A 23,152-nucleotide genomic window follows, 5' to 3' on the forward strand; every position below is an offset into this window, starting at 1 on the left:
GCAAGATACGACCGATATTCTTGTATTACAAAAATCTTAGAAATTTATTTTTGATTATCAATTTTCACACATTACAAATTCATTAAATAAACTTAAAGAACTCAAAATCAATATTTAAAAAAACACAAAAAATAACAAAATCTATATCAAATCATCTCCTTTTAGAAAACAAGACTTATTCCTTAAATGAAATTAAAGAAACAAGCTCTTAAAAACGAATTCTTTCTTCAACTTAATTAAGTCTTAAATTATTTTCAATTTAAAAAAAAAGAAACAGCCTTATAAAAGACTGCCTCTGAGTGAAAACAAAAAAACATGAAAAAATTATTTATTATTCGCTACAAATAAATCATCAGCATTTTCAGCAATCGGCACATATAATCTCTCCCATTCTTTGCTTTTTACCATTTCCCAACTGTGCCCAGTTCCTTTTAAATCTTCTGCCAATAGGATAGTTCCTGGTTCTATAATAAAAGTAGAGCCATCACTTACTTTAAATTTAATTTTCCCTTTTAAGGTAATTACATATTGTCTTCTTGGCGCTGGGTGTGCATTTTTTTCCCATTCTTCCGTTTTGTTATTTACCCAAAAAGTAGTAGTATTAGTATGTTTCAAAGTAGGGATATAACCTTTCTCGAATTTACAACTACCATCTTCATTATTTATCAAGCGTACTGCAGGAATATAATTAGGGGTATTTTCTGAAGCTTCAACTTCAATTTTGTGGTGTTTTTTTTGAGCCATTGCGTTGTTTACAGCAAAAATGGCAAGTCCTAAACATAGAGTTTTTACAATGTTTTTCATTTTGAAAGTTATTTTAATTTTAAATTAGTAAATAGAATCGTGAACCATCATTTTCTCAAAAAATGGTTTGTATTTTTGAACCAAAGCAAGATGTTCTGGAAGTTGACCATAAGCTTCTAATTCTTCTAAACTATCAAATTCCATAGAAGCATTATAGGTAAAAGTATTATCCAAAACTGCTCTAGGGCTAGAGTTAGCAGGTTTTCCGTAGCGGAGATTTTTTTGATAAGGTAGTTTTTTAAGACCTTCAAAAAAGTTTTTAAATTCTTCAACTTCAGCTTCGGATAAATCTTTCCTAAGCCAAAACAATAAATAATGAAAGTACACTTTTTTATTTTTTTTAGCGTTAAACATTGGCAAAGCAGAGGCAAACATATTTCCTGAAATCAATAACAGCGCAGAAGTTTGAATAGATTTCAATAAAAATTTTCTTCTTTCCATTGTAGTAGTTTTAGTTAAAATCTATTCTATATTTCAGAACAAATTGCCATTTTCTATCGCTTACTACAGCATTATTACTAACATCAGGAGTATAAATTGGTCTGTTTTGAGCGTCAAAAGTTAATCTAGAAGACATCCCATTGAATAGCAAAGAAACACCAGCATCATAAACAATAGATTTATCTTTAAGTCCATCTAAATCGTTTATCATAATACTTGCTGCGGGTTGTAATTGAAGTGTACTTTTGCTCTTATTGAAATAAGGCAAAGTGCCTCCTACCTGAAAATAATATGTATTACCCGTTCCTACTATTGGCATCGCATTACCCCCGCCATTTAAACTAGCTAAAGAAGCATCAACTCCTGTTGCAGGATTATTAGTAGCCACATATCTTACATAATTTGGCCCGTAATCATTCCTCATTGCCATACCATAAGCACTAATGGAAGAGCCATTTTCTTTGTTAATAGGAACATCATAGAAAACATCTGCTGCAAAACTTTTCATATCGTCATTATTCACAGTATTGTTTAAGTCTTTGTGCCAAAGAGCATTGTGCATATAATTAAAACCTGCACCCAATGCCAACACTTTCTTTTTACCGTTATATGTACCCGAATTAAAAGGCGACGCATTACTTTCTTTATCTAAAAAATCGTATTTAAAATACCCAGAAAAATCTTTATTGGGAGCATTTTTACTAAAAGTAGCCACATTGTATTTAGGATCCGAAATGACATTTGTATAAGGGTCTGCAACTACCAAACGATAATCTAACCTTCCTATTTTACCCTTTAAATAAGCACTAAACTCTCTTACCACCTCGTCTGTAATACCTGTATTAGAAGTAGCATAAGCAGGCAAATCGTACAATAAAGTATTAAGAGGTCCTGTAGTAAATCTAGAAAGTCCTCTCCATGTAGAACGCCCAATACCAAAGGCTACATAATCATTAAATTTATACTCTCCATAAGCGTCTAACAATTCAAAAGTAGGATTGGTTTTAGAGCTTACATTAGTATTAGTTGTTCCGCCTTGTAAAACAAAGAGGAGTTTTTCGGTAGGCTGATAAGTCATCTTAACTCTTACTCTTCTCAAGGACAAATCAGAAACATTATCTCTTAATTCTGAATTCACCAAACTACCTGGGTTGAGTTGAGTATATCTTGCCCATAATTCTGCATATCCACTAAAGGAAACTGCTCTTGTTTTTTCTTGGTTTAAGTAATGAGTTAAAGAAGGATTACCAAAATCATTCTTTTTCTGCGCCTTTAAATTACTGGTTGCAACCAAAGACACTACTGCCAATAAACCTAGTTTAAAATACATCTGTTTCATATAACTTATTTTTTGTTATTATCACGATGCAAAGTTATTTTGAGAAAAGCCCGATGGTGATTAGAAAATAATTAGAAAAATTTTAGAAAACAATTAGAGCTATCGTAAACCTCAATAAACCTATGAAAACCAAACAATAATACGTTTAACCGAAGTTTTCATTATTAGAATTTCATTAGAATCACTCCAAGCGAGTCTTATTTAACAATAAATGAGTTTATTATATTGTAAATTTGCATTTTAAGTTAACAATGAAAATATTAATTCTAGAAGATAACGCAAGAGTTTCTGGCCTCATGAAAAGAGGTCTTGAAAGTCAGGAATATCAAGTTTACATCTCAGAAGATGCAGAAGATGCCTTGGTATTACTAGAAAAGATAAAATTCGACTTAATAGTAACAGACATTATGCTTCCTGGTATAGACGGTATTTCTTTTACAAAAAAAGTAAGAACCAAAAACAAAGAAATACCCATTATTATGCTTACAGCGCTAGGAACGATAGACGAAAAACTAGATGGTTTCGATGCTGGTGCAGACGATTATATGGTAAAACCTTTCGAAATAAGAGAACTCTACGCAAGAATAAAAGCTTTGCTTTTAAGAAAAAATGGCAATACCGAAATTATAGAAAAAAAAGAACTCGTGTATGACGCTCTAAGAATTTTAGAAGACACCAAAACAGTGTACAGAGACCACTTGCAAATAGACCTTACTCCGAAAGAGTTCAGCTTGTTGCATTTTCTCGTGAGCAACGCCGAAAAAGTATTGTCTAAAGACGAAATAGCAGAAAATGTATGGGGCAATAATTTTGACACAGGCACCAATTATATAGACGTTTATATTGCTTATCTAAGAAAAAAAATAGATAAAGATTTTGGCAAAAAACTTATTCACACCAAATCTGGAATGGGTTTTATACTTACCAATAAATTATGAAAATAGCTACCAAAACAGCACTTGCGTACGGTTTTATTACCGCAGCCATTCTCTTTATTTTTGCGTATGGAGTTTATATTGCCTCCGAAAACAACAGAGAAGAAGAATTTTATGACCGTTTAGACTATAAAGTAACTTGGCGAGCAGAGTTTATTTTTGATGCCAATATATCTGAAGAAATGCTGAGAAAATTGCACAAGCAAAACCAAATTCTCTTGAACGAAGCAGATATTTCTGTCTATGACAACAAAGGAAATCTTTACTTTACAGACGAACGTCCACCGCTAGGAAATCCAAAAATTTTGGAAAAACTGAAACAAAAAGGCAGAGTAAAATGGGCTTCGGGAAATTATCAATATTTAGGAATTATTTATTCTTTTAATGGAGAAAATTATTACATTATTGGCAAAGCAACCGATTTAACAGGATTATTACACATTAAAAAATTTAAAGAAAACATTGTTATTCTGTATCTAATTTCTGTAGGTATTGTTTTCTTCATTGGTTTTCTATTTTCATATTATACACTACAACCGCTTAAAAACATTATCGTTCAGATTAAAGATATATCCGAGCAAAATCTACACAAAAGAATTAATTTACCTAAATCTAAAGACGAAATTTTCGAATTGGCACAAACATTTAATACTACTTTCAACCGATTAGAAAAATCATTCAACAATCATAAAAACTTCGTTTCTACTATATCTCATGAGTTCAGAACTCCCCTTTCTACACTTATTGCAGAATTAGAATTGGCAAAAGAACTCAATACCAGCATAGAAGATTACCGCCTTTCTATAGACAATGCTTTAGAAGATGCCGAAAAAGCCTCAGAACTTTCTTCCGCTCTTTTAGACTTTGCTAGAGCAAGTTATGATGTATCTCAGATTAAATTGGTAAACCTAAGAATTGATGAGGTTTTAATGGAAACCAAATTGAATCTCATCAGTAAAAACAATTCATACAAAATCAATATTAGCTATGGTAATAATCTAGATGCAGAACTCTCATATAGCACCATTGGCAACCCTTATCTTTTACAAGTTGCTTTTTCTAATTTGATGGAAAATGCCTGCAAATATTCGGCAGACGCCAGTTGTAACATAGAAATTATGATTAAAAATGACAAAGTTGAAATTCAGTTCACAGACCATGGATATGGCATCCCAAAAGAAGACCAAGAATTAATTTTCAATCTATTCTACCGCGGAAGCAACAAAAATACCAGCAAAGGAAATGGTGTAGGGTTGGCAATTGTAAAACAAATTATCAATATGCATAATGGCTTAATAAATCTCACTTCTACAATAGGCGTTGGAAGCACTTTTAGCATTATCTTAAACCGAAACAAGAATTTATAACAAAAAAATACAAATACCAACATAAACCCCTAAATTTCAACACAATACACCTATATCAACTATTTACAATTAGGTTAACTCATTTATTTTGTGTATCTTTGCAATATTATTAATACTAGGTTAGTATCTTAAGTCATCTGTTACTGTTTAGAATATTCTTTATTTCTTTTTCAGTTTTTGCTTCTAAGCAACCTCTTTTTTAGTCTCAATCTTTATTATTGAGCAGAACAGAATAAAAATAAGATTATAATCTCACTATCAATATTCGAGAGTAAGATATAACGTAAGCTGAATTTTTTTTTGAATTTACACAAAAACAAATTCTCTTATGTAAAAAAAAGACCAAAATTAATTTGGTATAACACTAATTTTAAAACAAAAAGAGCATTATTTATGGCAGATTCTTTTTCAAAGAAAGAAAATTTTAAGAAAAAATTACAAAAACAAAAAGAAAAAGCGCTAAGAAGAGAAGAGCGTAAAGAAAACAACAACAAAGGGAAAAACCTTGAAGAAATGTTTTCTTATGTAGATGAGTATGGCAGAATTACCAATACTCCACCAGAAAAAAGAGACGAAATCTCTCTGGAAGATATACAATTAGGCGCTGCTCCAATAACTCCTGAAGACACTACAAAAACAGGAATTATTACTTTTTTCAGCGAAAAAGGTTATGGTTTCATTACCGAGGACAATAGCAAAGAAAATGTATTTTTCCATCAAAACAACTGCCCAGTTCCTCTAAAAAAAGGAAACAAAGTTTCTTTTGAAAAAGAAAAATCAGCAAAAGGTTTTTCTGCAATCAATATTCAATTGGTAAAATAATCTAAGTATTGCTTTAAAACGCAAAACATTTACGACAAAATAATACTAAAAACGGTTTCATAAGAAACCGTTTTTGTTTTTTTGACTGTAAGAAAATGTTTTAACCAACAAAATTCCTTATTTTTGCAAATCTTAAAATCATAAACTATGTTTAATAGTCTTCAGGACAAGCTAGATAAAGCATTACAAAATATACAAGGACGCGGAAAAATTACCGAAATTAACGTAGCTGAAACGGTGAAAGAAATTCGCCGTGCTTTGGTAGATGCTGATGTAAACTATAAAGTTGCTAAAGACCTTACCAAAAGAGTTCAAGAAAAAGCTATTGGCGAAAACGTATTAACGTCTATTACTCCAGGACAATTGATGACCAAGATTGTTCATGATGAGCTAGTAGATTTAATGGGAAGAACACAAGAAGGGATTAATCTTTCTGCAAACCCCACTATTATTTTAATTGCTGGTTTGCAAGGTTCTGGTAAAACTACTTTTTCGGGAAAACTAGCCCTTTATTTAAAACAAAAAAGAAGCAAAAATCCTCTTCTTGTAGCTTGTGATGTTTACAGACCCGCTGCGATAGACCAATTAACGGTATTGGCAGACCAAGTAGGAGTGGCTATTTACAAAGAAATAGAAAATAAAAATCCTGTTGAAATCTCAGAAAACGCAATTAAATTTGCCAAAGAGAACAAACACGATGTTATCATTATAGATACCGCAGGTCGTCTTGCAATAGACGAAGAAATGATGAACGAAATAAGAAAAGTTCACCAAGCGGTAAAACCTACAGAAACCCTTTTTGTAGTAGATTCTATGACAGGACAAGATGCCGTAAACACTGCACTAGCCTTCAACCATGTTTTAGATTACAACGGTGTGGTTCTTACCAAATTAGATGGTGATACCAGAGGTGGTGCTGCACTTACCGTTCGTTCTGTAGTGAATAAACCAATTAAATTTATCTCAACAGGAGAAAAAATGGAAGCTTTAGACCTTTTCTACCCAGAAAGGATGGCAGACAGAATCTTAGGAATGGGAGACGTAGTTTCTTTGGTAGAAAGAGCTCAAGAGCAATTCGATGAAGAAGAAGCGAAGAAACTTCACAAAAAAATTGCGAAAAACGAATTCGGTTTTGATGATTTCTTAAAACAAATTCAGCAAATTAAAAAAATGGGTAACATGAAAGACCTTATGGGGATGTTACCAGGCGTAGGAAAAGCGATAAAAGATGTAGATATTAATGATGATGCTTTCAAACATGTTGAAGCCATTATCCACTCTATGACGCCAGACGAAAGAAGAAAACCTTCTATTATCGACATGAATCGTAAGAAAAGAATTGCCAAAGGTAGTGGTAGAAAAATAGAAGATGTAAATGCATTGATGAAACAATTCGACCAAATGGGTAAAATGATGAAAATGATGCAAGGCCCACAAGGAAGACAATTGATGCAAATGATGGGCAAAGGAATGCCTAATATGCCAGGAATGGGAGGTTTCGGGAAGTAAGATTTAATTATAATTTATCAAAATAATAAACGATTAATCAGATTAGAATAATTTTCTAGTCTGATTTTTTTATTTCTTATAACCAAAAAAACCGCTAAAATTAGCGGTTTCATATAAAGAATTAAATTTTATGTTAAAATTTATATCCTAAACCAAATTGGAAAACTCCATTAGTAGCTTTATCATCTCCCTCAGAATTTTTAATTAAATTAGATACACCTGCATTATATCTTACATCTGCTGATAATTTGTCAGTAATGTCATAAGAAGCTCCTAAACCAATTGAAAAATCAATTGTATTAAACGCATCTTTAACATCAATAGAAACCCCTTCCTCTTTTGCTTTCGCACTAACTAAAAAACCAATCTGTGGACCTGCTTCTACATTAAATTTCTCTGCTAATGCATATTTGAACATTAATGGAACATTGATGTAACCTAAATTCCATTTCCCATTTCCACCATCTTCTTTAGCTCCTTGTGCAGAGTAAACAACTTCTGGCTGAAAAGTAAACTTAGCTGCAAGAGGAACTTGAGCAAATCCACCTACGTGAAAACCAACTAGAGATTTTGCACCTTCTACATCACCATTAAGTGTAGCAATGTTTAAACCTGCTTTTGCTCCATATTTAACTTGAGCATTCATAGCTCCAAAAAGTGCTAATGCACCTACTAAAAATAATTTTTTCATAATGTGAAAATTTAAAAAACCAACAGAATGTGGTTATAGTTATTGTTAATTAGTTAAAAAAAAATCGATATGTTACCAAGTATAACCTAATCCGAAACCAAATGCAGGTCCAATACCACTTGCCTTTAATACGCTAGTATCAGGAGAATTAGCATCATAAGTATAAGTTCTATAGACCAAACCGCCACTTAAATCTAAAGTAAAACCACTATCCCAAACCCATTGGTAGCCAAATTTTCCGTTAATAGCAAAAGAGCCATAATTATCTTTGTCTCCATCATATTTCACTTTTCCAGAATAATAACTCACACCGCCAGTTGCATACCAACGCTTTAAGACTTCGGAAAAATAATATCTATAAAACAAAGAACCCGCAATAGAATTATACTCTACATCTGTAATTTTATAAGACGAAAAACCAACTCCTACTCCTACAGCAGAATGTTCGCTTACTGCTCTCTCATAAGAAAACATATTAGCACCTCCGAATACAGCTAAAGGATTAAATTTTACAGAATTTTGTTGGGCATTTACAACCCCGAAAAGAGCTAAAGCACAAGAAAGGAATAGTTTTTTCATAGTGTTATTAGTTTTGATTTAATTATTTTGACAAAAATATAAAAAATAAAGCTAAATCAAAGAAAGAAATACATTTTTAATATAAAAATATCTCAAAACTTCAATTTAGCTCTTTTTTACTTGTAATTATATACAAATCACAACGATTTATACATTTAAAACTGAAAGAAAATTACTCTTCTCTTTGCCTCTTTTCTTCAGCATTATAAGCCAAAATAATTTTTTTAACCACAGGATGTCTCACCACATCTTCTTCTGTAAGATGTACAAAACCAATCTCAGGAACATTTTTCAAAATGCGCATTGCTTCTTTTAAACCAGAATGTTGTTTTGGTGGCAAATCTACTTGCGAAGGATCTCCTGTAATAATGAATTTAGCATTCATACCCATTCTGGTAAGGAACATTTTCATCTGAGAATGAGTAGTATTTTGAGCTTCGTCTAAGATTACAAAAGCTTCGTCTAACGTTCTACCACGCATAAAAGCCAATGGTGCCACTTCTATCACTTTTCTTTCTATAAAACCTTCTAATTTTTCGTGAGGAATCATATCACGAAGCGCGTCGTATAAAGGTTGCAAATAGGGGTCTAATTTCTCTTTTAAATCACCTGGAAGAAAACCTAGACTTTCGCCCGCTTCTACAGCCGGTCTGGTTAGGATAATTCTTTTCACTTCTTTATCTCTAAGTGCTCTTACAGCTAAGGCTACACTGGTGTATGTTTTACCAGTTCCGGCAGGTCCAATTGCAAAAACCATGTCTTTTTTTTCAGAATCTTTTACCAATTTTTTTAGATTGGTAGTTTTGGCTTTTATAATTTTACCATTTACACCTTTTACAATAATATCTTGGTCGAAAACCAATTGCTTTTCGGCTTCGTCTTTTATTTTCAAAATGCTTTCTAGCTCTTTCAATTCAATAGAATTATTCTTAGAAATATAGCTTACTATATCCTCTAATTTTTGCTTAAAAACATCTAAAGTTTCTTGATTTCCCATAGCAAAAATAAAATGGTCTCTGCCCGTAATTTTAAGTGTAGGAAAACTAGATTTTATCAGATTAAAAAACTGATTGTTAACACCATAAAAAGTTTTGGTATTAATGCCTGTGATTTCATAGGTGAGTTCGTACAAGATATTCTGTTTTTAAATTTTATCTTACCAAAAATAAGCAATATCTTTGTTTTTTCAAACAATTATTCATTAAAAAATGCCAATAATTACTTTAACTTCAGATTATGGAACGGTGGACCACAGAGTTGCAGCAATTAAAGGCAATATCTTACAACTAAATCCAGATTGCAGGTTGGTAGATATTTCTCACCAAATTGGTGCTTATAACTTGGTTCAAACCGCATATATTATAAAAAATGCTTATCTTAACTTCCCAAAAGAAAGCATACATATTATCTCTGTTGATAGTTTTTTTCATAAAGACCGAAAAAATATTTTAGTAAAAGCAGACGGACATTATTTTATTGCAGCAGATAATGGTTTATTGAGTTTAATTTTTCACGATTTAAAACCCGAAGCCATCTACGAAATCACTATTAACAATAGGTTCGACGATGATGTAAAATTTGCCAGTGTAGATATTTTTGCACCAGTTGCAGCGCATCTTAACAATGGTGGTTTGCCAGAACTTATCGGCAGAAAAATAAAAGAATACAAAGAAATTACCTTCCAAAAACCTTATTTCAAAGAAACCGAAAATATTATGATTGGCGAGGTAATGTATGTTGACAATTTTGGAAATTGCGTTACCAATATTCCGAGAAATTATTTTGAAAAAACGGCTGTCAATTTTAATAATTTTGAAATTAACATCAGAAATATTTTACTCAAAAACATTCATAGAAAATACACCGACATTGTAACAGACTGGGAAAAAGAAACCGAATATCACGGTAAAGCTTCTGCCATTTTTAACGAACAAGATTTATTAGAAATCACCATTTATAAAGGCACCAGCAGAAATGGAGCCAATACTTTGTTCGGATTAAAAGTAGGAGATAAAATTTATATTCAGTTTGAATGAATTGTGCTGGAAGTTGGGAGTTGGATGCTGGAAGTTTTAAAATCATAAATCGTAAATTGTAAATTGACATGACTTATTTAATTATAAAAGCATTGCATATTATCTTTATGGTAAGCTATTTTGCGGGAATTTTCTATCTCGTAAGAATTTTCGTGTATTATAAAGATACAGATGAATTTGAATCTCCAAAGAAAGAAATCTTGAGAGAACAATATGTTTTTATGGCAAGAAGATTATGGAACATCATCACCGTTCCTGCAGCAGTTTTGATGGCAATTTTCGGAATTTGGATGCTTATTTTAAACCCTAGTTTACTTAAAATGAGTTGGTTTCATCTCAAAATATTATTTTTGACAGGATTAGGTATTTATCATTTTTGGTGCTGGAAAAATGTTCTCAAACTTAAATCCTTAAACAACAAAGAACTAGAAACACCCAACATAAAACTAAGACAAGCCAACGAAATTGCAACTTTCATTTTGTTTTTAGTAGTTTTCACGGTAATTATGAAAACCCTAACCATAGAATATTGGTGGCAATTAATTGTAGGATTTTTCGTTATAGTTTCTTTAATTATGATTACAGTAAAACTTGTGAATAAGAAAAAATAAATTTTGTTGGATGCTGGATGTTTGATGTAGGTTGAAATCTTCAGAAAACATCTAACACCCATCATCTAACACCCAACAAAAATATGATTGCTATACTAAAAAAAGAACTTTGGAGTTATTTCGGGAATTGGAGCGCATGGATTATTATTGCCGCTTTTTCATTAGTTTCCGCATTATTTTTATTTTTCTTCGAGAACGATTTTAATATTCTCGACATTGGAACTGCCAGTTTGCAAAGCTTTTTCACACTTTCGCCGTGGTTGTTTTTATTCATTATTCCAGCTTTGGCAATGAAATCCTTCGCCGAAGAACAACAAAACGGAACTTTACAATGGCTTTTTTCTCAACCTTTAAAAATCTCCGAAATAGTTTCTGGTAAGTTTTTCGCTGTATTTTTGGTCGGAATTTTATGTTTGTTGCCTTCATTGGTTTACCTCTATTCTATTTATGTTCTGGGAGTTCCGGAAGGTAATTTAGACTTAGGAGCAACTTTAGGAAGTTATTTTGGATTGATAATACTAATTGCCACTTTTTCCGCCATAGGAATTTTGGCAAGTTCGCTTTCTTCCAATCAAATTATGGCCTATTTATTAGGCGTTTTCCTAAATTTTATATTGTATTTTGGAATTGAACAATTGGCAAACTTCAAACTTTTGGGAGGTGCAGATTATATACTTCAAAACCTTGGATTTTATCATCATTTTATGGCATTTACAAGAGGTTTAATAGATACACAAGATGTATTTTATTTCCTTTTTGTAATTGGATTGAGCCTATTTTTGTCTAAATATTTTGTAGAGAAGAAAAAGTAATGTTTAGAAAACCTTTCATATTTATTTTCACAGTAATTTCTTTATTTTTTGTTGCTCAAACAAAAGAAAATCAAAACTTTAAAGAAATAGATTCTTTAGCAAGAACCATTAAATATGAAAACGATTTACCAAAATTAGTGAATCAATTAACCCAAAACTATAAAACAGATACCGAAAAATATAGAGCAATTTTCGTTTGGATTACGGATAATATTGCTTACGATTATAAAACTTATAATAAAAAAAGGAAAACAATTGAGATAAAATGTAAAGGAAAAGAAGATTGCGAAAAAAAAATCTCAAAAATTGATAATGATATTATTGATAGAGTTTTAAGTAAAAAAATGGCAGTTTGTGATGGTTATTCTAGACTTTTTAAAAGAATGTGCAACATTGCAAATCTAAATTCTGCAATTATTGAAGGATATATTAAAAATTCTCCAAACCAAATTGGAAATATGGGAATTCTAGACCATGCATGGAATTCTATTAAAATTGACAACGAATATTATAACATAGATTTAACTTGGGCTTCTGGATATTGCACAAAAAATAAAAAAGGAAAATTAGATGCTTTTGTGAAAAATTTCAATAATTATTATTGGCTTACCAACAATAAAGATTTTTTTAGGAATCACTATCCAAAAGACAAAAATTGGATGAACGATTCTGGAATTTCGAAAGAATATTACAAAAACCAGCCTTACATTGAAGCTTATCAAATGCAATATTTAAGGTTTTTGAAACCAGAATCTGGAATTATAAATGTTAAAAAAGGAGAAACAATAAAATTTGAATTTAATTATGACAAGTTAGTAGATAAAATTCAAATTAATACAAATCTGTACAAAAACCCAAACATCTGGAGAATTGTAAATGAAAAAAGAGAGTTAAATAAAAAGGCTCTAGAAAAACAAAAATACATTGATTATCAACGAGTAAAAAACAATTATACTTTCAATATTACTGTAGATAACGAAAATTTAAATTATATAGAAATTTTATTCGATTATAATTTAGTAGCTAAATTTAAAATAACTGTTTCCAAATAAAATGAAAAAAAACTTAAAATATATTATTCCTGCCATTGTTTTACTTTTAGGAGCATTTGGTGTGTTTTCTCATCGTTTTGATTTAACCAAAGAAAAGCGCTACACCCTTTCTGATGCTACCATTGCTACTTTAAAATCTGTGCAAGAACCATTAACGATTGATGTGTATTTGGAAGGAGATTTTCCTGCAAATTTCAAGCAATTGCAAAACGAAACCAAATTTATTCTGGAAGAATTTAGAAAAGTAAATCCTAAAATAGATTTTAAATTTATAGACCCAATTGCTACAAAAATGTCTCAAGACACTTTAATGGCAATGGGAATGCAACCTTCTATGTTACCAGACATGAAAGACGGAAAAGTTACCAATATTGTGCTTTTTCCTTATGCCGCTCTTAAATACAAAGGTTACGGAAGTTCTATTCCGCTTATTATTTCTCAATCTGGAATTGATGCTTCGGAACAATTAACCAAATCTATAGAAAGTTTAGAATATAATTTTGCTTCGAATATTAAATCTTTAACTGCAGAAAAAAGAAAAAACATTGGAGTTCTCATCAATCAAGACGAATTAAGACCTGGCGAATTTAGAGGTTTTATGGATATGGCACTTCAAAATTACAACGCTGGCCCTGTAATTCCTGTCAACAAAAAAGAATTAACAATGCAAGACATTCCCAATTTAAAAAGAATGGATGCTTTGATAATTGCAAAACCTAGAAAAGCCTTTACTGATACAGAAAAAGTAATTCTAGACCAATACATTATGAACGGCGGCAAAACGCTTTGGATGATTGATGCCGTAAATGCAGAAATGGATACCTTAATGACGAAAAGAAAACTAATGGCATATCCAATTGATATTAATATGACCGATTTTTTCTTTAATTATGGCGTAAGAATTAATCCTTCTTTAGTAAAAGATTTTCAAAAATCGGCTTTAATAAGAGTTCAGGCGGGCGAAGTTTCGGGCAATCCTATTTACAATAATTTTATGTGGCCTTATTTTCCGTTGGGAATTAACGAAAATAAAAATCCAATTTCGAGAAATATAAATCCTGTAAAATTTGAATTTCCTACTTCTATTGATACTTTAGGAAGAAAAAACATCAAAACGAACGTTCTCTTCGAATCTAGCGAAAGAACAACTCTAAAATCTGTTCCTAATTATGTAGAACTCTCAGAAATGGCAAATTTAGACAGCCTTTCGATGATGGAAAAACCTACAACTCCCAAAATTTTTGCTGTAAGTTTAGAAGGTAAATTTAATTCTGCTTATGCCACAAGAAGTGAGAAAAATGGTTTTCCTAATTTCAAAAACAGCTCTTCGGATAACAAAATGATTGTTATTTCTGATGGTGATGTTGGCAGAAATCAAACCATGAAAGGGCAACCATTACCTTTGGGCGCAGACATACTTACTCAACAACAATATGGCAACGACCAATTTTTGAGAAACTGCCTCGATTGGCTTTTAGACGACAGCAATTTAATAGACCTTAGAAACCGAAATATTGAAGCCAGATTGCTAGACAAACGAAGAATAGACGAAGAAAAAACCAACTGGCAATGGTTTAATTTATTAACGCCATTAGCAATTTTAGGACTTTTGGGTGGAATTTTCTATTGGCTTCGTAAGAAGAAATTTGGGTAGATTTTTTACAGAAAACACAGATTTTCACAGAATTATTTCACGCAAAGTCACAAAGATTTTTACGCAATTTTTTACGCAATGCTCGCAAAGATTTATTCTAATAAAAAATATATAAAAATGCTTCGCTTAAAAAAAGTGAAGTGTTTTTATTTTATCTCAAAAATCTTCCATCTTTCGACTTCTGACTTTTGACTTCTAAACATCTTTTATAAACTCTTCATACTCCCAATAAACCTGCTCAAAAGCAGACATTTTTGCTACAAAAAATTCGAAAATTTCTTGCCAAGTATTTTTGTTGAATATAGAAACGTTATGTTTTTCGACCCAAAATCTGGAAATTATTTTTCCGTTTTCTAATGTATAAAACTCATCTTTGAAAACTTCTTGCCCAAGTTCTTCTTCCAAAATTCCTTCAAGAGACCACAATTTTTCATAATAAGCATTTCGAAAAATTTCGTCTTTTATTTCAATATCAATTGAAACCTCAGCTTTTTTGTTGTCACAATAAAATTTGAAGGCAAAATCTTTAATTTTGGTATCATACAAAATCCATTTTTTAGGAAAAGACTTCCCAAAACTGGTCCAAAATTCTTTTTTAATCTTTGCGGCTTCTTCTTTACTGAACATTATTTACGATTGATAATTGATAGTTTGCGAAAATAGGGAAAAATTGTATATTTGAGTAAATTAAAAAACTAAATACTATGAAAAATTTCCTTTTCATCTCTCTATTTTTAAGTTCTTTTCTTAATGCTCAAAGCTATTATAAGAAGATTTCGGAGAAAAACATTAATACTGAAAGACAAACGATTGCTAAGAATTTCATTCTTGATTTTCTAAAAAAATGTGAAGACAAAAACTATTCAAAATTCGAAAATTATAATATTGCGAAAAAATTTGAAATGTTTCTTGATGAAAAACTAGAAAGTATTTGCAAAAAAAACGATGAAGAACTCGGGAAAATAGAGTTACTGGATTTTGATTCAGCACATCTCAACAAATATTCTATCAACAAAGATCCTTATGAATTATTTGTTTTCAATGCAAAAACTGAAAAAAATCCCGATTTAAAATACCTAAGTGTTTGGATTTATCAAGATAGAAATTACCTCAGCGGATTGGTAATTACCAAAGAAAAACCATTTAAATCTAAAAAATAATTTAAGATTTTACTTTGCTGGAATACTATCTAACGGAGTTCCTTGTTTGTAAATTCGGGTAAATATGTGTTTTCCTTTTTCGTTGTAAATTTTCCAAGGCCCATCATAGAACCAATGCCTTGAATTATCGCTTTTCATGGTTTTTGTTTGTCCTCTTTCGCTTATTTTACCATTTTGGTGATAGATTTTCACTTTACAAAAATCTTTTTTAAATCTTTCTTTCTGGTAAACTTTACCTTGATAAGTGGTAACCCAAAGTCCAACTTTTTCACCATTTTTAAACTTTCCTTTTCCTACTAATTCGCCAATATCAGAAGTATAAGTTTCTTCCCAAACACCATTTCTTTGCCTTACAACATTTTCGCCTTTAGTGTATTGATTTATTTTAGTAGTTTTAGATATACAAGAAACAAAAAACGATAAAATAATAAGTTTAAAATAAAAATTTCTCATAGGTTTTAGTTTTATTCGAATAAAAATACAAAAAAAAGTGAACTTTCGTCCACTTTTAAAAATATTTATTTTAATTTTTTGTAATTCAACAGATTGCTTCGTTCCTCGCAATGACCTCTGACCTCTGACCTCTGACTTTCAACTTTTAACTTAAGAAATAACACCCAATTCTTTTCCTACTTTTTCGAAAGCAGAAATCGCTTTATCAAGATGTTCTCTGGAATGTCCTGCCGAAAGTTGAACTCTAATTCTGGCTTTCCCTTTCGGAACTACAGGATAGAAGAAACCGATGACGTAAACGCCGTTTTCCATCATTTTTTCTGCAAATTCTTGCGCCAATTTAGCATCGTACAACATTACAGGAACTATCGCAGCATCGCCATCAGGAATATCAAAACCTTTAGCTTTCATCTCCTTACGGAAATATTCTGCATTTTCCATTACTTTATCACGAAGAGAAGTGTCTTTAGAAAGCATTTCTAAAACCTTCAAAGCAGCACCAACAATACCTGGAGCAAGAGAATTTGAAAATAAATACGGACGAGAACGCTGTCTCAATAAATCAATAATCTCTTTTTTGCCCGAAGTAAAACCGCCAAGAGCGCCGCCAAGAGCTTTTCCTAAAGTTGAAGTAATAATATCAACTCTTCCCATCACTTCGTTGGCTTCGTGAGTTCCACGACCTGTTTTCCCGATGAAACCCGTTGCGTGAGAATCGTCAACCATTACCAAAGCATCATATTTATCCGCTAAATCACAAACGCCTTTTAAATCTGCTACAATTCCGTCCATAGAGAAAACGCCATCTGTAACGATAATTTTGAAACGATGATTTTGTTTAGAAGCTTCTATTAATTGAGCTTCCAAATCTTGCATATTATTGTTCTTGTATCTGTATCTTGCTGCTTTACAAAGGCGAACCCCATCAATAATAGAAGCATGATTCAATTCATCAGAAATAATACAATCTTCTTCGGTAAAAAGTGGCTCGAAAACACCACCATTTGCGTCAAAGGCTGCTGCATACAAAATAGTATCTTCAGTTCCTAAAAATTCTGAAATCTTAGCTTCCAATTCTTTATGAATATCTTGAGTTCCGCAGATAAAACGCACCGAAGACATTCCGTAACCGTGAGTTTCAATAATATCTTGCGAAGCTTTCATTACTTCAGGATGATTAGAAAGTCCCAAATAATTATTGGCACAAAAATTCAACAAAGATTTTCCATTAGCAACAATTTCTGCAGATTGTTGAGAAGTAATGATTCTTTCGCGTTTGTAAAGACCATCATTTTCTATGTTTGTAAGTTCGTTTTGTAGATGTTTTAGATATTTTTCTGAAATCATTTTTTTGATTTTTAGATTTTCACAAATGTAATAAAAAAAGCCTTCATCAACTGAAGGCTTGGTATTATAAATTCTAAATTTTACAAATTCACCACAGGCTCTAGAATATACTCCATTTTAGATTTCACTTGGTCAACAGAACCTTTGTAACCATTAATTAACAAAGAGAAAGTAAGAATTTTTCCACTTCTCGTTTTAATATAACCTGCTAAACATTTTACACCGTTTAGCGTTCCTGTTTTGGCAAAAATTTGCCCATGATTATCACTGGTCTTAAACATTCTTCTCAAAGTACCTGTTTCGCCAGCAATGGGCAAAGAGGTTAAAAAATCATCGTAATATTTTTCCTTCATTACCGCTGCCAAAAACTTTGCTTGCGAAATTGGTTTTACTTTATTTCCACGGGAAAGTCCGCTTCCATCAATTAAACTCAATCCTTCAAAATCATATTTTTTGTCTTGAAGATGTCTCACAATAGTTTCTCTACCAGATTCTAAAGAAACGTTTCCTGTTTTATAAAAGCCAACCGTTTTTAGCAAAGCTTCAGCCAAAGCATTATCAGAATGCTGATTGGTGTAATAAATAATATCAACCATTGTAGGCGAAGAATATTTAGCCAAAAACTCTCTAGGTTCTGGATTTGGGTCTGTAACTCTCGTTAAAACTTTACCAGAAATAGAGATTTTACTCGCAATAAGTTTGGTTCTGAGAGTGTTCCCAAGAAGAGCATGAGCCGCTGGAATAGTTGTTACCAAACTGTTAGCATCAAATTTTTCTGTAAACGCCATTCTATGAGTAAAAGGCGATTGATAGAAATATCTTTTAGAAGTATCAAAAATAGATTTTGCTTTTATGGCAACTTTTTCAGATTTTGGGTCAACGCTAGAAGTGTTTCCAACCGGCAAATAGTAATTATTATGTTCTATCCAAACAATTTTTTCGGGAAGCTCTAACCTAACATCCTGATAAACTGCGGTTTCTATAATAATGTTTCCTGTAATTTTTTTAATTCCTGCGCTTTTAATTTTATCTAAGTAATCTGCCGCAATACTCGCCGTAGAAGCAGCTCCAGCTTTACCAGAACCGATTGAAGGATCGCCACTACCAATAATGAATAAATCACCGTTTAAAGTACCTTCAGGAGAAATTTCGCCAGAATATTCTAGTTGTGTAATCCATCTAAATTTACCTCCAAGAAGCGCCATTGAAGCATCTGTAGAAAGCAGTTTGGTAGTAGAAGCAGGTATAAGAGGCGTATCAGAATTATACTCTGTAATCACTTGTTTTTTCTGAGTGTCATACACTACAAAACCCCAATTTGCCGTTTTCAAAACGGGGTCGTTCTTCATCCTGTTGATATTTTCTTCAATTTGTTCTTTTGGCGAAAGCACAACTTTTTCTACAGTTGAATTTTCACTTTTTTCTGAATTTATATCGGAAGGAACTGAAGAAGTTTGAGCCAAAGCAATGCCATAAATAAGCAACGCCGAAGTAGCAAAAATTTTGTTCAGTCTTTTCATTTCGTAAGTAATTTTTCTTAAAAAATTTGTTTAAACACTAAAAATCAAAGGTTTAAAAGAGAATGATTTCAATATTCAAAACGTATATTTCAATTCTACAATAAGCTAATTATCAATTATTAACGCAGCAAATTTATCAAATAATGCCATTTTAATTTCTTTAGATATAGCTAAAACTATCCTAAGATAAGTTAAAATTTGTTAAACATCAACAAAAGCTTCTAATTTTATACTTTTGTAAGCAGTAATTTCATAAAATTCTTCAATAGATTTCAGTACATTTTCTTTGTATTCATTGTATTTTTTCCCGCGAGGCAATTTGAGTAAAATTTGATACTGATACAAAAGATTTATTTTCCCAATTGGTGCTTTTTCTGGACCTAAAATACATTGCAAAGGCAAATATTTTTGCAAAACAGAACTCAAAAACTGCGATGCTCTGTTTACTTTGTCTTCTTTTCGATGTTTTAATTCAATCAAAATTAATTTTACAAAAGGTGGATACAGAAATTGCTCTCTTTCTTTTAGAAAATGTTCATAAATTTTAGCAGAATTCTCTTCTTTAATCAGTTCAAAAAGCGGATGAAAAGGATTATACGTTTGGATGTAAATTTTTCCATTACCAGAAATTCTTCCTGCTCTGCCCGAAACCTGCGTAATCAATTGATAGGCTCTTTCTTCTGCTCTAAAATCCTGAACATACAACAGAGAATCTGCCTTCGGAATTGCCACCAATTCTATATTATCAAAATCTAAACCTTTAGAAATCATCTGTGTACCAACGATAATTTCCGCTTCGCCATTTTCTATTTTTTCGTAGAGTTTTTCGTAGGCAAATTTCTTGCGCATACTGTCCACATCCATTCTTTCTACATTGGCTTCTTTGAATATTTTTTGCGTTTCTTCTTCAATTTGCTCTACCCCAACTCCACGTTCATTTAGATTTTCACTTTGGCATTTCGGACAAAATTTTGGTTTATGCGCTTTTTGTCCACAGTAATGACATTTCATCTCGTTGGTAGCTTTGTGATACGTCATCACCACATCGCAATTGCTGCAATACGTAACATTGCCACAAGATTCGCACTCTACTACATTGGCATATCCTCGTCTGTTATGAAGAATAATGCTTTGTTTTTTGTTTTGAAGATTTTCAGAAATTTTATCAATTAAAATTTGAGAAAAATGTCCTACCGAAAGTTTAGATTCTTGCGCTTCTTTGAAATTGATAATTTCATATTTTGGAAGAGCCACTTCACCAAATCTTTTGCCCAAAAAAACATATTTTAATTTATCATTTTTGGCAGCAAAATAACTTTCTACCGAAGGCGTAGCTGAACCCAAAATCACTTTTGCACTGTAAAATTTAGCCAAAACTTGCGCAGCATCTTTCGCATTAAAATACGGTTTTACTTCTCTTGGCTTGTAAGCATTATCGTGTTCTTCGTCCACAATAATTAATCCTAAATTTTGGAAAGGAAGAAAAAGCGAACTCCTTGTTCCTACTAAAATTTGAATTTCATTGGTTTTTATCTTTCGCCAAACCTCAACTTTTTCAAAATCTGACATTTTTTGATGGTAAAAACCGAGTGCTTTTCCGTATTTTTTTTCTAATCTTTGAGTAATTTGTTTGGTAATTGCAATTTCCGGCAAGAGGAAAAGAACATTTTTGCCTTTGGAAATCGATTCTTCAATTTTATCTAAATACAAATGCGTTTTACCAGAACTTGTAACACCGTGAAGCAAAATGTTTTTGCCTTCTTCAAAACCTTTATTAATCTCTTCTAAAGCTATTTTTTGAGTCTCAGAAAGTTGCTCTAATTCTTCTATTTCGCCTTCGTAAGCTTCAATTCTGTCTTTTTGAAGATAATATTCTAACACCAAGTTTTTCTCTATTAAACCTTTTAAATGAGAAGCATTAAAAATTCCGTCTTCAAAAAAATGAGATTTTCTTAGTGGCTGATTTTCTGTTTGTTGAGACTGCAAAATCGTTAAAAACAAATCTTTTTGTTTCTTAGCTTTGTTTAAATTTTGAAGAATTTCGGAAAGATTTCCTAATATATTTTCATCAATTTTAAGATAGGCAACTTCTTTGACTCTGTATTTTTCGAAAATTTGTTCATCAATCAAAATATATTGCTCATCAATTAATGTATTGATGGTTTTGATGATTTCTTTTTTGGGAATAAAAGCTTCAATTTCGGATAAATTAATCAAACTTTTCACTTCCAAAGCTTGTAGAAGATACGTTTCGTTGGCATCTAAAACTTCCCAATCTATTTCTTTGTTAAGGTTTCTTTTGAGATAAGTTTCGCTTTCTAATTTTAAAGAACTTGGGAACGCAAAACGATAAATTTCGCCAATGTTGCAGAGATAATACTCCGAAAGCCATTTCCAAAATTGCAATTGCGCTTCTGGAACGATGGCATCTGCATCCAAAATAGAATGAATTTCTTTTGGGAGGAAAGTTTCTGGTTCGTTTTCGTGAATTTCGGCAACAATTCCTGTGTATATTTTTTTACCACCAAAAGGAACGAGAACGCGCATTCCTAAAGCCAATTTTGGCAAAAATTCTTCTGAAACTTTGTAAGTAAAAGTTCCTTTTAAATTAAGCGGAAGAATAATTTGGGCGTATTTCAAAGTGAAAATTTATTGAGTAGTGATGTGATGATTTTTACAAAAATAAGGAATTTAGAATTGATTTTTAAAGCAAATTTGCAAAGTTTTTTTTATTATCAAAACTTAATTCACATAAAAAAAGCGGACAAATGCCCGCTTTTTCATAAAATTATTTTGAATCTTAATTTTCTCTTTTTCGTCTTTCCAATTCTTTTTTAAGAAGCGAAAGTTCTCTACCGGTTTGTCCGGCAACTGATGTATTTTCTTGTGCTCTTCTGGTAAGATAAGGCACTACGTCTTTTACAGGACCGTAAGGAAGATATTTTGCAGCGTTGTATTTGTTTTCGCCAAGGTAATAAGTGATATTGTCGCTCATTCCGTAGAGTTGTCCGAAGTGTAATCTTTCGTCATCGTGAGCTAAGCCAAGAACTTTCATCTTATCGAGAGCTAATTCTGTAGATTTTTCGTTGTGTGTACCAAAAAATGCCGAAATTCTATCTAAATGATTCATCACAAAATCTATAGCAGCATTATAATTATCATCTGTAGCTTCTTTTGTAGGTTGTATTGGGTCTGGATATTTCATTTCGAGAGCTCTTTCACGCTCTTTTTCCATGTAAGCGCCACGTACAAATTTGTATCCTAAGAAATAATTTTTAGAAATTGCTCTTTCTAAATCTGCTTGTAAATATTCTATTCTACCCGTTCTATACATTTGAATAGTATTCCAAATAATGGCTTTTTCTTTGTTGTATTTTTCCATCATTTCGTTTACCAAATCATCTACAGCACCTTGCATCCAAGTTTCTTCGGCATCTATCATTAAGATTACATTTTTTTCGAAAGCCATCTGACAAACTTCTTCGTAGCGAGTTCTCACTCTTTGCCATTCTTCTTTTTCTGATGCTGTAAGCTCTTTCCCTGCGGTTACTTCTGTATATAAATCTAATCTTCCAAAACCTGTTGCTTTAAAAACCACAAAAGGAATTGCAGGATTTCCAATTGCAAAAATGATATTTTCTTTAATTTCTTTACAAGTAAGGTCAAAAGCAGCTTCTTCTTCTTTACCTTCTATTGCATAATCAAAAATACTTCCAATATGATGGGTGTACATTTGCTGCACCACTTTCATGCTCTGTTCACGAGTTTCGCCACCACAAAATTGTTCGAACAAAGTAGTTTTTACAATTCCTTCTACCAAAGGAAAATTATTTTTTATGGTAAAATTGAGCGCATTAATTCCTAAATTAGTAAGGTTGGGATGTTGGATAGCAGTAAACATCCATTTCGCTTTTTCTAGTTGAGCAGAACTTCTATCTGCAAAAGCAATCTTAGTATCGTTGAATATAGACATAGTATTAATTTGACCCAACAAATTTAATGATTGAAGAAAGAATAAAA

At 31.7% G+C, this 23,152-nt stretch carries 22 protein-coding genes; 10 read left to right on the forward strand and 12 right to left on the reverse strand.

Annotated elements, in window-relative coordinates; translation table 11 throughout:
* Nucleotides 1-324: 324 nt before the first annotated feature.
* The 3 genes from QM746_RS14050 to QM746_RS14060 are packed head-to-tail and all read right to left on the reverse strand — an operon-like array spanning nucleotide 325 to nucleotide 2,584.
* Nucleotides 325-804 (reverse strand): hypothetical protein, encoded by a 480-nt coding sequence (locus tag QM746_RS14050; protein WP_414984796.1) that lies wholly within the window; start codon nucleotides 802-804, stop codon nucleotides 325-327.
* A 24-nt stretch (nucleotides 805-828) separates the two neighbouring features.
* Entirely contained in the window at nucleotides 829-1,245 is a 417-nt protein-coding gene (locus tag QM746_RS14055) for a Dabb family protein (RefSeq protein WP_414984797.1), read from the reverse strand.
* Between the two features lie 10 nt (nucleotides 1,246-1,255).
* On the reverse strand, nucleotides 1,256-2,584 hold the full coding sequence (locus QM746_RS14060) for a hypothetical protein (RefSeq protein WP_414984798.1): 1,329 nt from the start codon (nucleotides 2,582-2,584) through the stop codon (nucleotides 1,256-1,258).
* Nucleotides 2,585-2,835: 251 nt separating this feature from the next.
* Here QM746_RS14060 and QM746_RS14065 point away from each other — a divergent pair, with 251 nt between their 5' ends.
* The 4 genes from QM746_RS14065 to ffh all read left to right on the forward strand — a co-directional run bounded on the left by QM746_RS14065 (nucleotide 2,836) and on the right by ffh (nucleotide 7,217).
* On the forward strand, nucleotides 2,836-3,522 hold the full coding sequence (locus QM746_RS14065) for a response regulator transcription factor (RefSeq protein ID WP_414984799.1): 687 nt from the start codon (nucleotides 2,836-2,838) through the stop codon (nucleotides 3,520-3,522).
* Complete coding sequence (locus tag QM746_RS14070) at nucleotides 3,519-4,886, forward strand: ATP-binding protein (protein ID WP_414984800.1); 1,368 nt, start codon at nucleotides 3,519-3,521, stop codon at nucleotides 4,884-4,886. Before QM746_RS14065 ends, QM746_RS14070 begins: the two co-directional genes overlap by 4 nt.
* Nucleotides 4,887-5,279: 393 nt before the next feature.
* Nucleotides 5,280-5,708: a cold-shock protein gene (locus tag QM746_RS14075; RefSeq protein ID WP_414984801.1), complete on the forward strand. Its 429-nt coding sequence runs from the start codon at nucleotides 5,280-5,282 to the stop codon at nucleotides 5,706-5,708.
* 147 nt (nucleotides 5,709-5,855) lie between these two features.
* Nucleotides 5,856-7,217 carry a signal recognition particle protein gene (gene ffh / locus QM746_RS14080; protein ID WP_414984802.1) on the forward strand — a complete coding sequence of 454 codons (1,362 nt, stop codon included), beginning with the start codon at nucleotides 5,856-5,858 and terminating at the stop codon, nucleotides 7,215-7,217.
* Between the two features lie 133 nt (nucleotides 7,218-7,350).
* On the opposite strand, the gene QM746_RS14085 is transcribed toward ffh, so the two are convergent.
* From QM746_RS14085 to QM746_RS14095, 3 genes are all read right to left on the reverse strand, one after another.
* Complete coding sequence (locus tag QM746_RS14085; RefSeq protein WP_414984803.1) at nucleotides 7,351-7,908, reverse strand: porin family protein; 558 nt, start codon at nucleotides 7,906-7,908, stop codon at nucleotides 7,351-7,353.
* A gap of 72 nt (nucleotides 7,909-7,980) precedes the next feature.
* Nucleotides 7,981-8,487, reverse strand: a complete 507-nt coding sequence (locus QM746_RS14090; protein ID WP_414984804.1) for a DUF3575 domain-containing protein — start codon at nucleotides 8,485-8,487, stop codon at nucleotides 7,981-7,983.
* A gap of 172 nt (nucleotides 8,488-8,659) precedes the next feature.
* On the reverse strand, nucleotides 8,660-9,619 hold the full coding sequence (locus tag QM746_RS14095; RefSeq protein WP_374363040.1) for a PhoH family protein: 960 nt from the start codon (nucleotides 9,617-9,619) through the stop codon (nucleotides 8,660-8,662).
* Nucleotides 9,620-9,695: 76 nt separating this feature from the next.
* Between QM746_RS14095 and QM746_RS14100 the strand changes: the two genes are divergently transcribed.
* The 5 genes from QM746_RS14100 (at nucleotide 9,696) to gldG (ending at nucleotide 14,652) form a co-directional block, all read left to right on the forward strand.
* Nucleotides 9,696-10,523 (forward strand): SAM hydrolase/SAM-dependent halogenase family protein, encoded by an 828-nt coding sequence (locus tag QM746_RS14100; RefSeq protein WP_414984805.1) that lies wholly within the window; start codon nucleotides 9,696-9,698, stop codon nucleotides 10,521-10,523.
* Nucleotides 10,524-10,591: 68 nt separating this feature from the next.
* On the forward strand, nucleotides 10,592-11,134 hold the full coding sequence (locus QM746_RS14105) for a CopD family protein (protein WP_414984806.1): 543 nt from the start codon (nucleotides 10,592-10,594) through the stop codon (nucleotides 11,132-11,134).
* A gap of 83 nt (nucleotides 11,135-11,217) precedes the next feature.
* Nucleotides 11,218-11,946, forward strand: a complete 729-nt coding sequence (locus QM746_RS14110) for an ABC transporter permease subunit (protein WP_414984807.1) — start codon at nucleotides 11,218-11,220, stop codon at nucleotides 11,944-11,946.
* Nucleotides 11,946-12,998 (forward strand): transglutaminase domain-containing protein, encoded by a 1,053-nt coding sequence (locus tag QM746_RS14115; protein WP_414984808.1) that lies wholly within the window; start codon nucleotides 11,946-11,948, stop codon nucleotides 12,996-12,998. Before QM746_RS14110 ends, QM746_RS14115 begins: the two co-directional genes overlap by 1 nt.
* A 1-nt stretch (nucleotide 12,999) precedes the next feature.
* A complete protein-coding gene (gene gldG / locus QM746_RS14120) occupies nucleotides 13,000-14,652 on the forward strand; it encodes a gliding motility-associated ABC transporter substrate-binding protein GldG (protein WP_414984809.1) in 1,653 nt (550 codons plus the stop codon).
* 195 nt (nucleotides 14,653-14,847) lie between these two features.
* Here gldG and QM746_RS14125 read toward each other — a convergent pair whose 3' ends face one another.
* Nucleotides 14,848-15,279 (reverse strand): DUF4268 domain-containing protein, encoded by a 432-nt coding sequence (locus tag QM746_RS14125; protein ID WP_414984810.1) that lies wholly within the window; start codon nucleotides 15,277-15,279, stop codon nucleotides 14,848-14,850.
* A gap of 77 nt (nucleotides 15,280-15,356) precedes the next feature.
* On the opposite strand from QM746_RS14125, the gene QM746_RS14130 reads away from it, so the two are divergent.
* Complete coding sequence (locus tag QM746_RS14130; protein ID WP_414984811.1) at nucleotides 15,357-15,812, forward strand: hypothetical protein; 456 nt, start codon at nucleotides 15,357-15,359, stop codon at nucleotides 15,810-15,812.
* A gap of 9 nt (nucleotides 15,813-15,821) precedes the next feature.
* On the opposite strand, the gene QM746_RS14135 is transcribed toward QM746_RS14130, so the two are convergent.
* The 5 genes from QM746_RS14135 to QM746_RS14155 form a co-directional block, all read right to left on the reverse strand.
* Complete coding sequence (locus QM746_RS14135; protein ID WP_414984812.1) at nucleotides 15,822-16,265, reverse strand: hypothetical protein; 444 nt, start codon at nucleotides 16,263-16,265, stop codon at nucleotides 15,822-15,824.
* A 150-nt stretch (nucleotides 16,266-16,415) separates the two neighbouring features.
* Nucleotides 16,416-17,612: a glycine C-acetyltransferase gene (gene kbl, locus QM746_RS14140; RefSeq protein ID WP_414984813.1), complete on the reverse strand. Its 1,197-nt coding sequence runs from the start codon at nucleotides 17,610-17,612 to the stop codon at nucleotides 16,416-16,418.
* Between the two features lie 80 nt (nucleotides 17,613-17,692).
* Complete coding sequence (gene dacB / locus QM746_RS14145; RefSeq protein ID WP_414984814.1) at nucleotides 17,693-19,132, reverse strand: D-alanyl-D-alanine carboxypeptidase/D-alanyl-D-alanine-endopeptidase; 1,440 nt, start codon at nucleotides 19,130-19,132, stop codon at nucleotides 17,693-17,695.
* 201 nt (nucleotides 19,133-19,333) lie between these two features.
* Entirely contained in the window at nucleotides 19,334-21,772 is a 2,439-nt protein-coding gene (gene priA, locus QM746_RS14150) for a primosomal protein N' (RefSeq protein ID WP_414984815.1), read from the reverse strand.
* Between the two features lie 160 nt (nucleotides 21,773-21,932).
* The gene (locus QM746_RS14155; protein ID WP_414984816.1) at nucleotides 21,933-23,105 is read right to left on the reverse strand and encodes a proline dehydrogenase family protein; all 1,173 of its coding nucleotides are present in this window, start codon (nucleotides 23,103-23,105) and stop codon (nucleotides 21,933-21,935) included.
* Between the last annotated feature and the right edge of the window lie 47 nt (nucleotides 23,106-23,152).

Source organism: Cloacibacterium sp. (assembly GCF_047601505.1).
Taxonomy (GTDB): domain Bacteria; phylum Bacteroidota; class Bacteroidia; order Flavobacteriales; family Weeksellaceae; genus Cloacibacterium.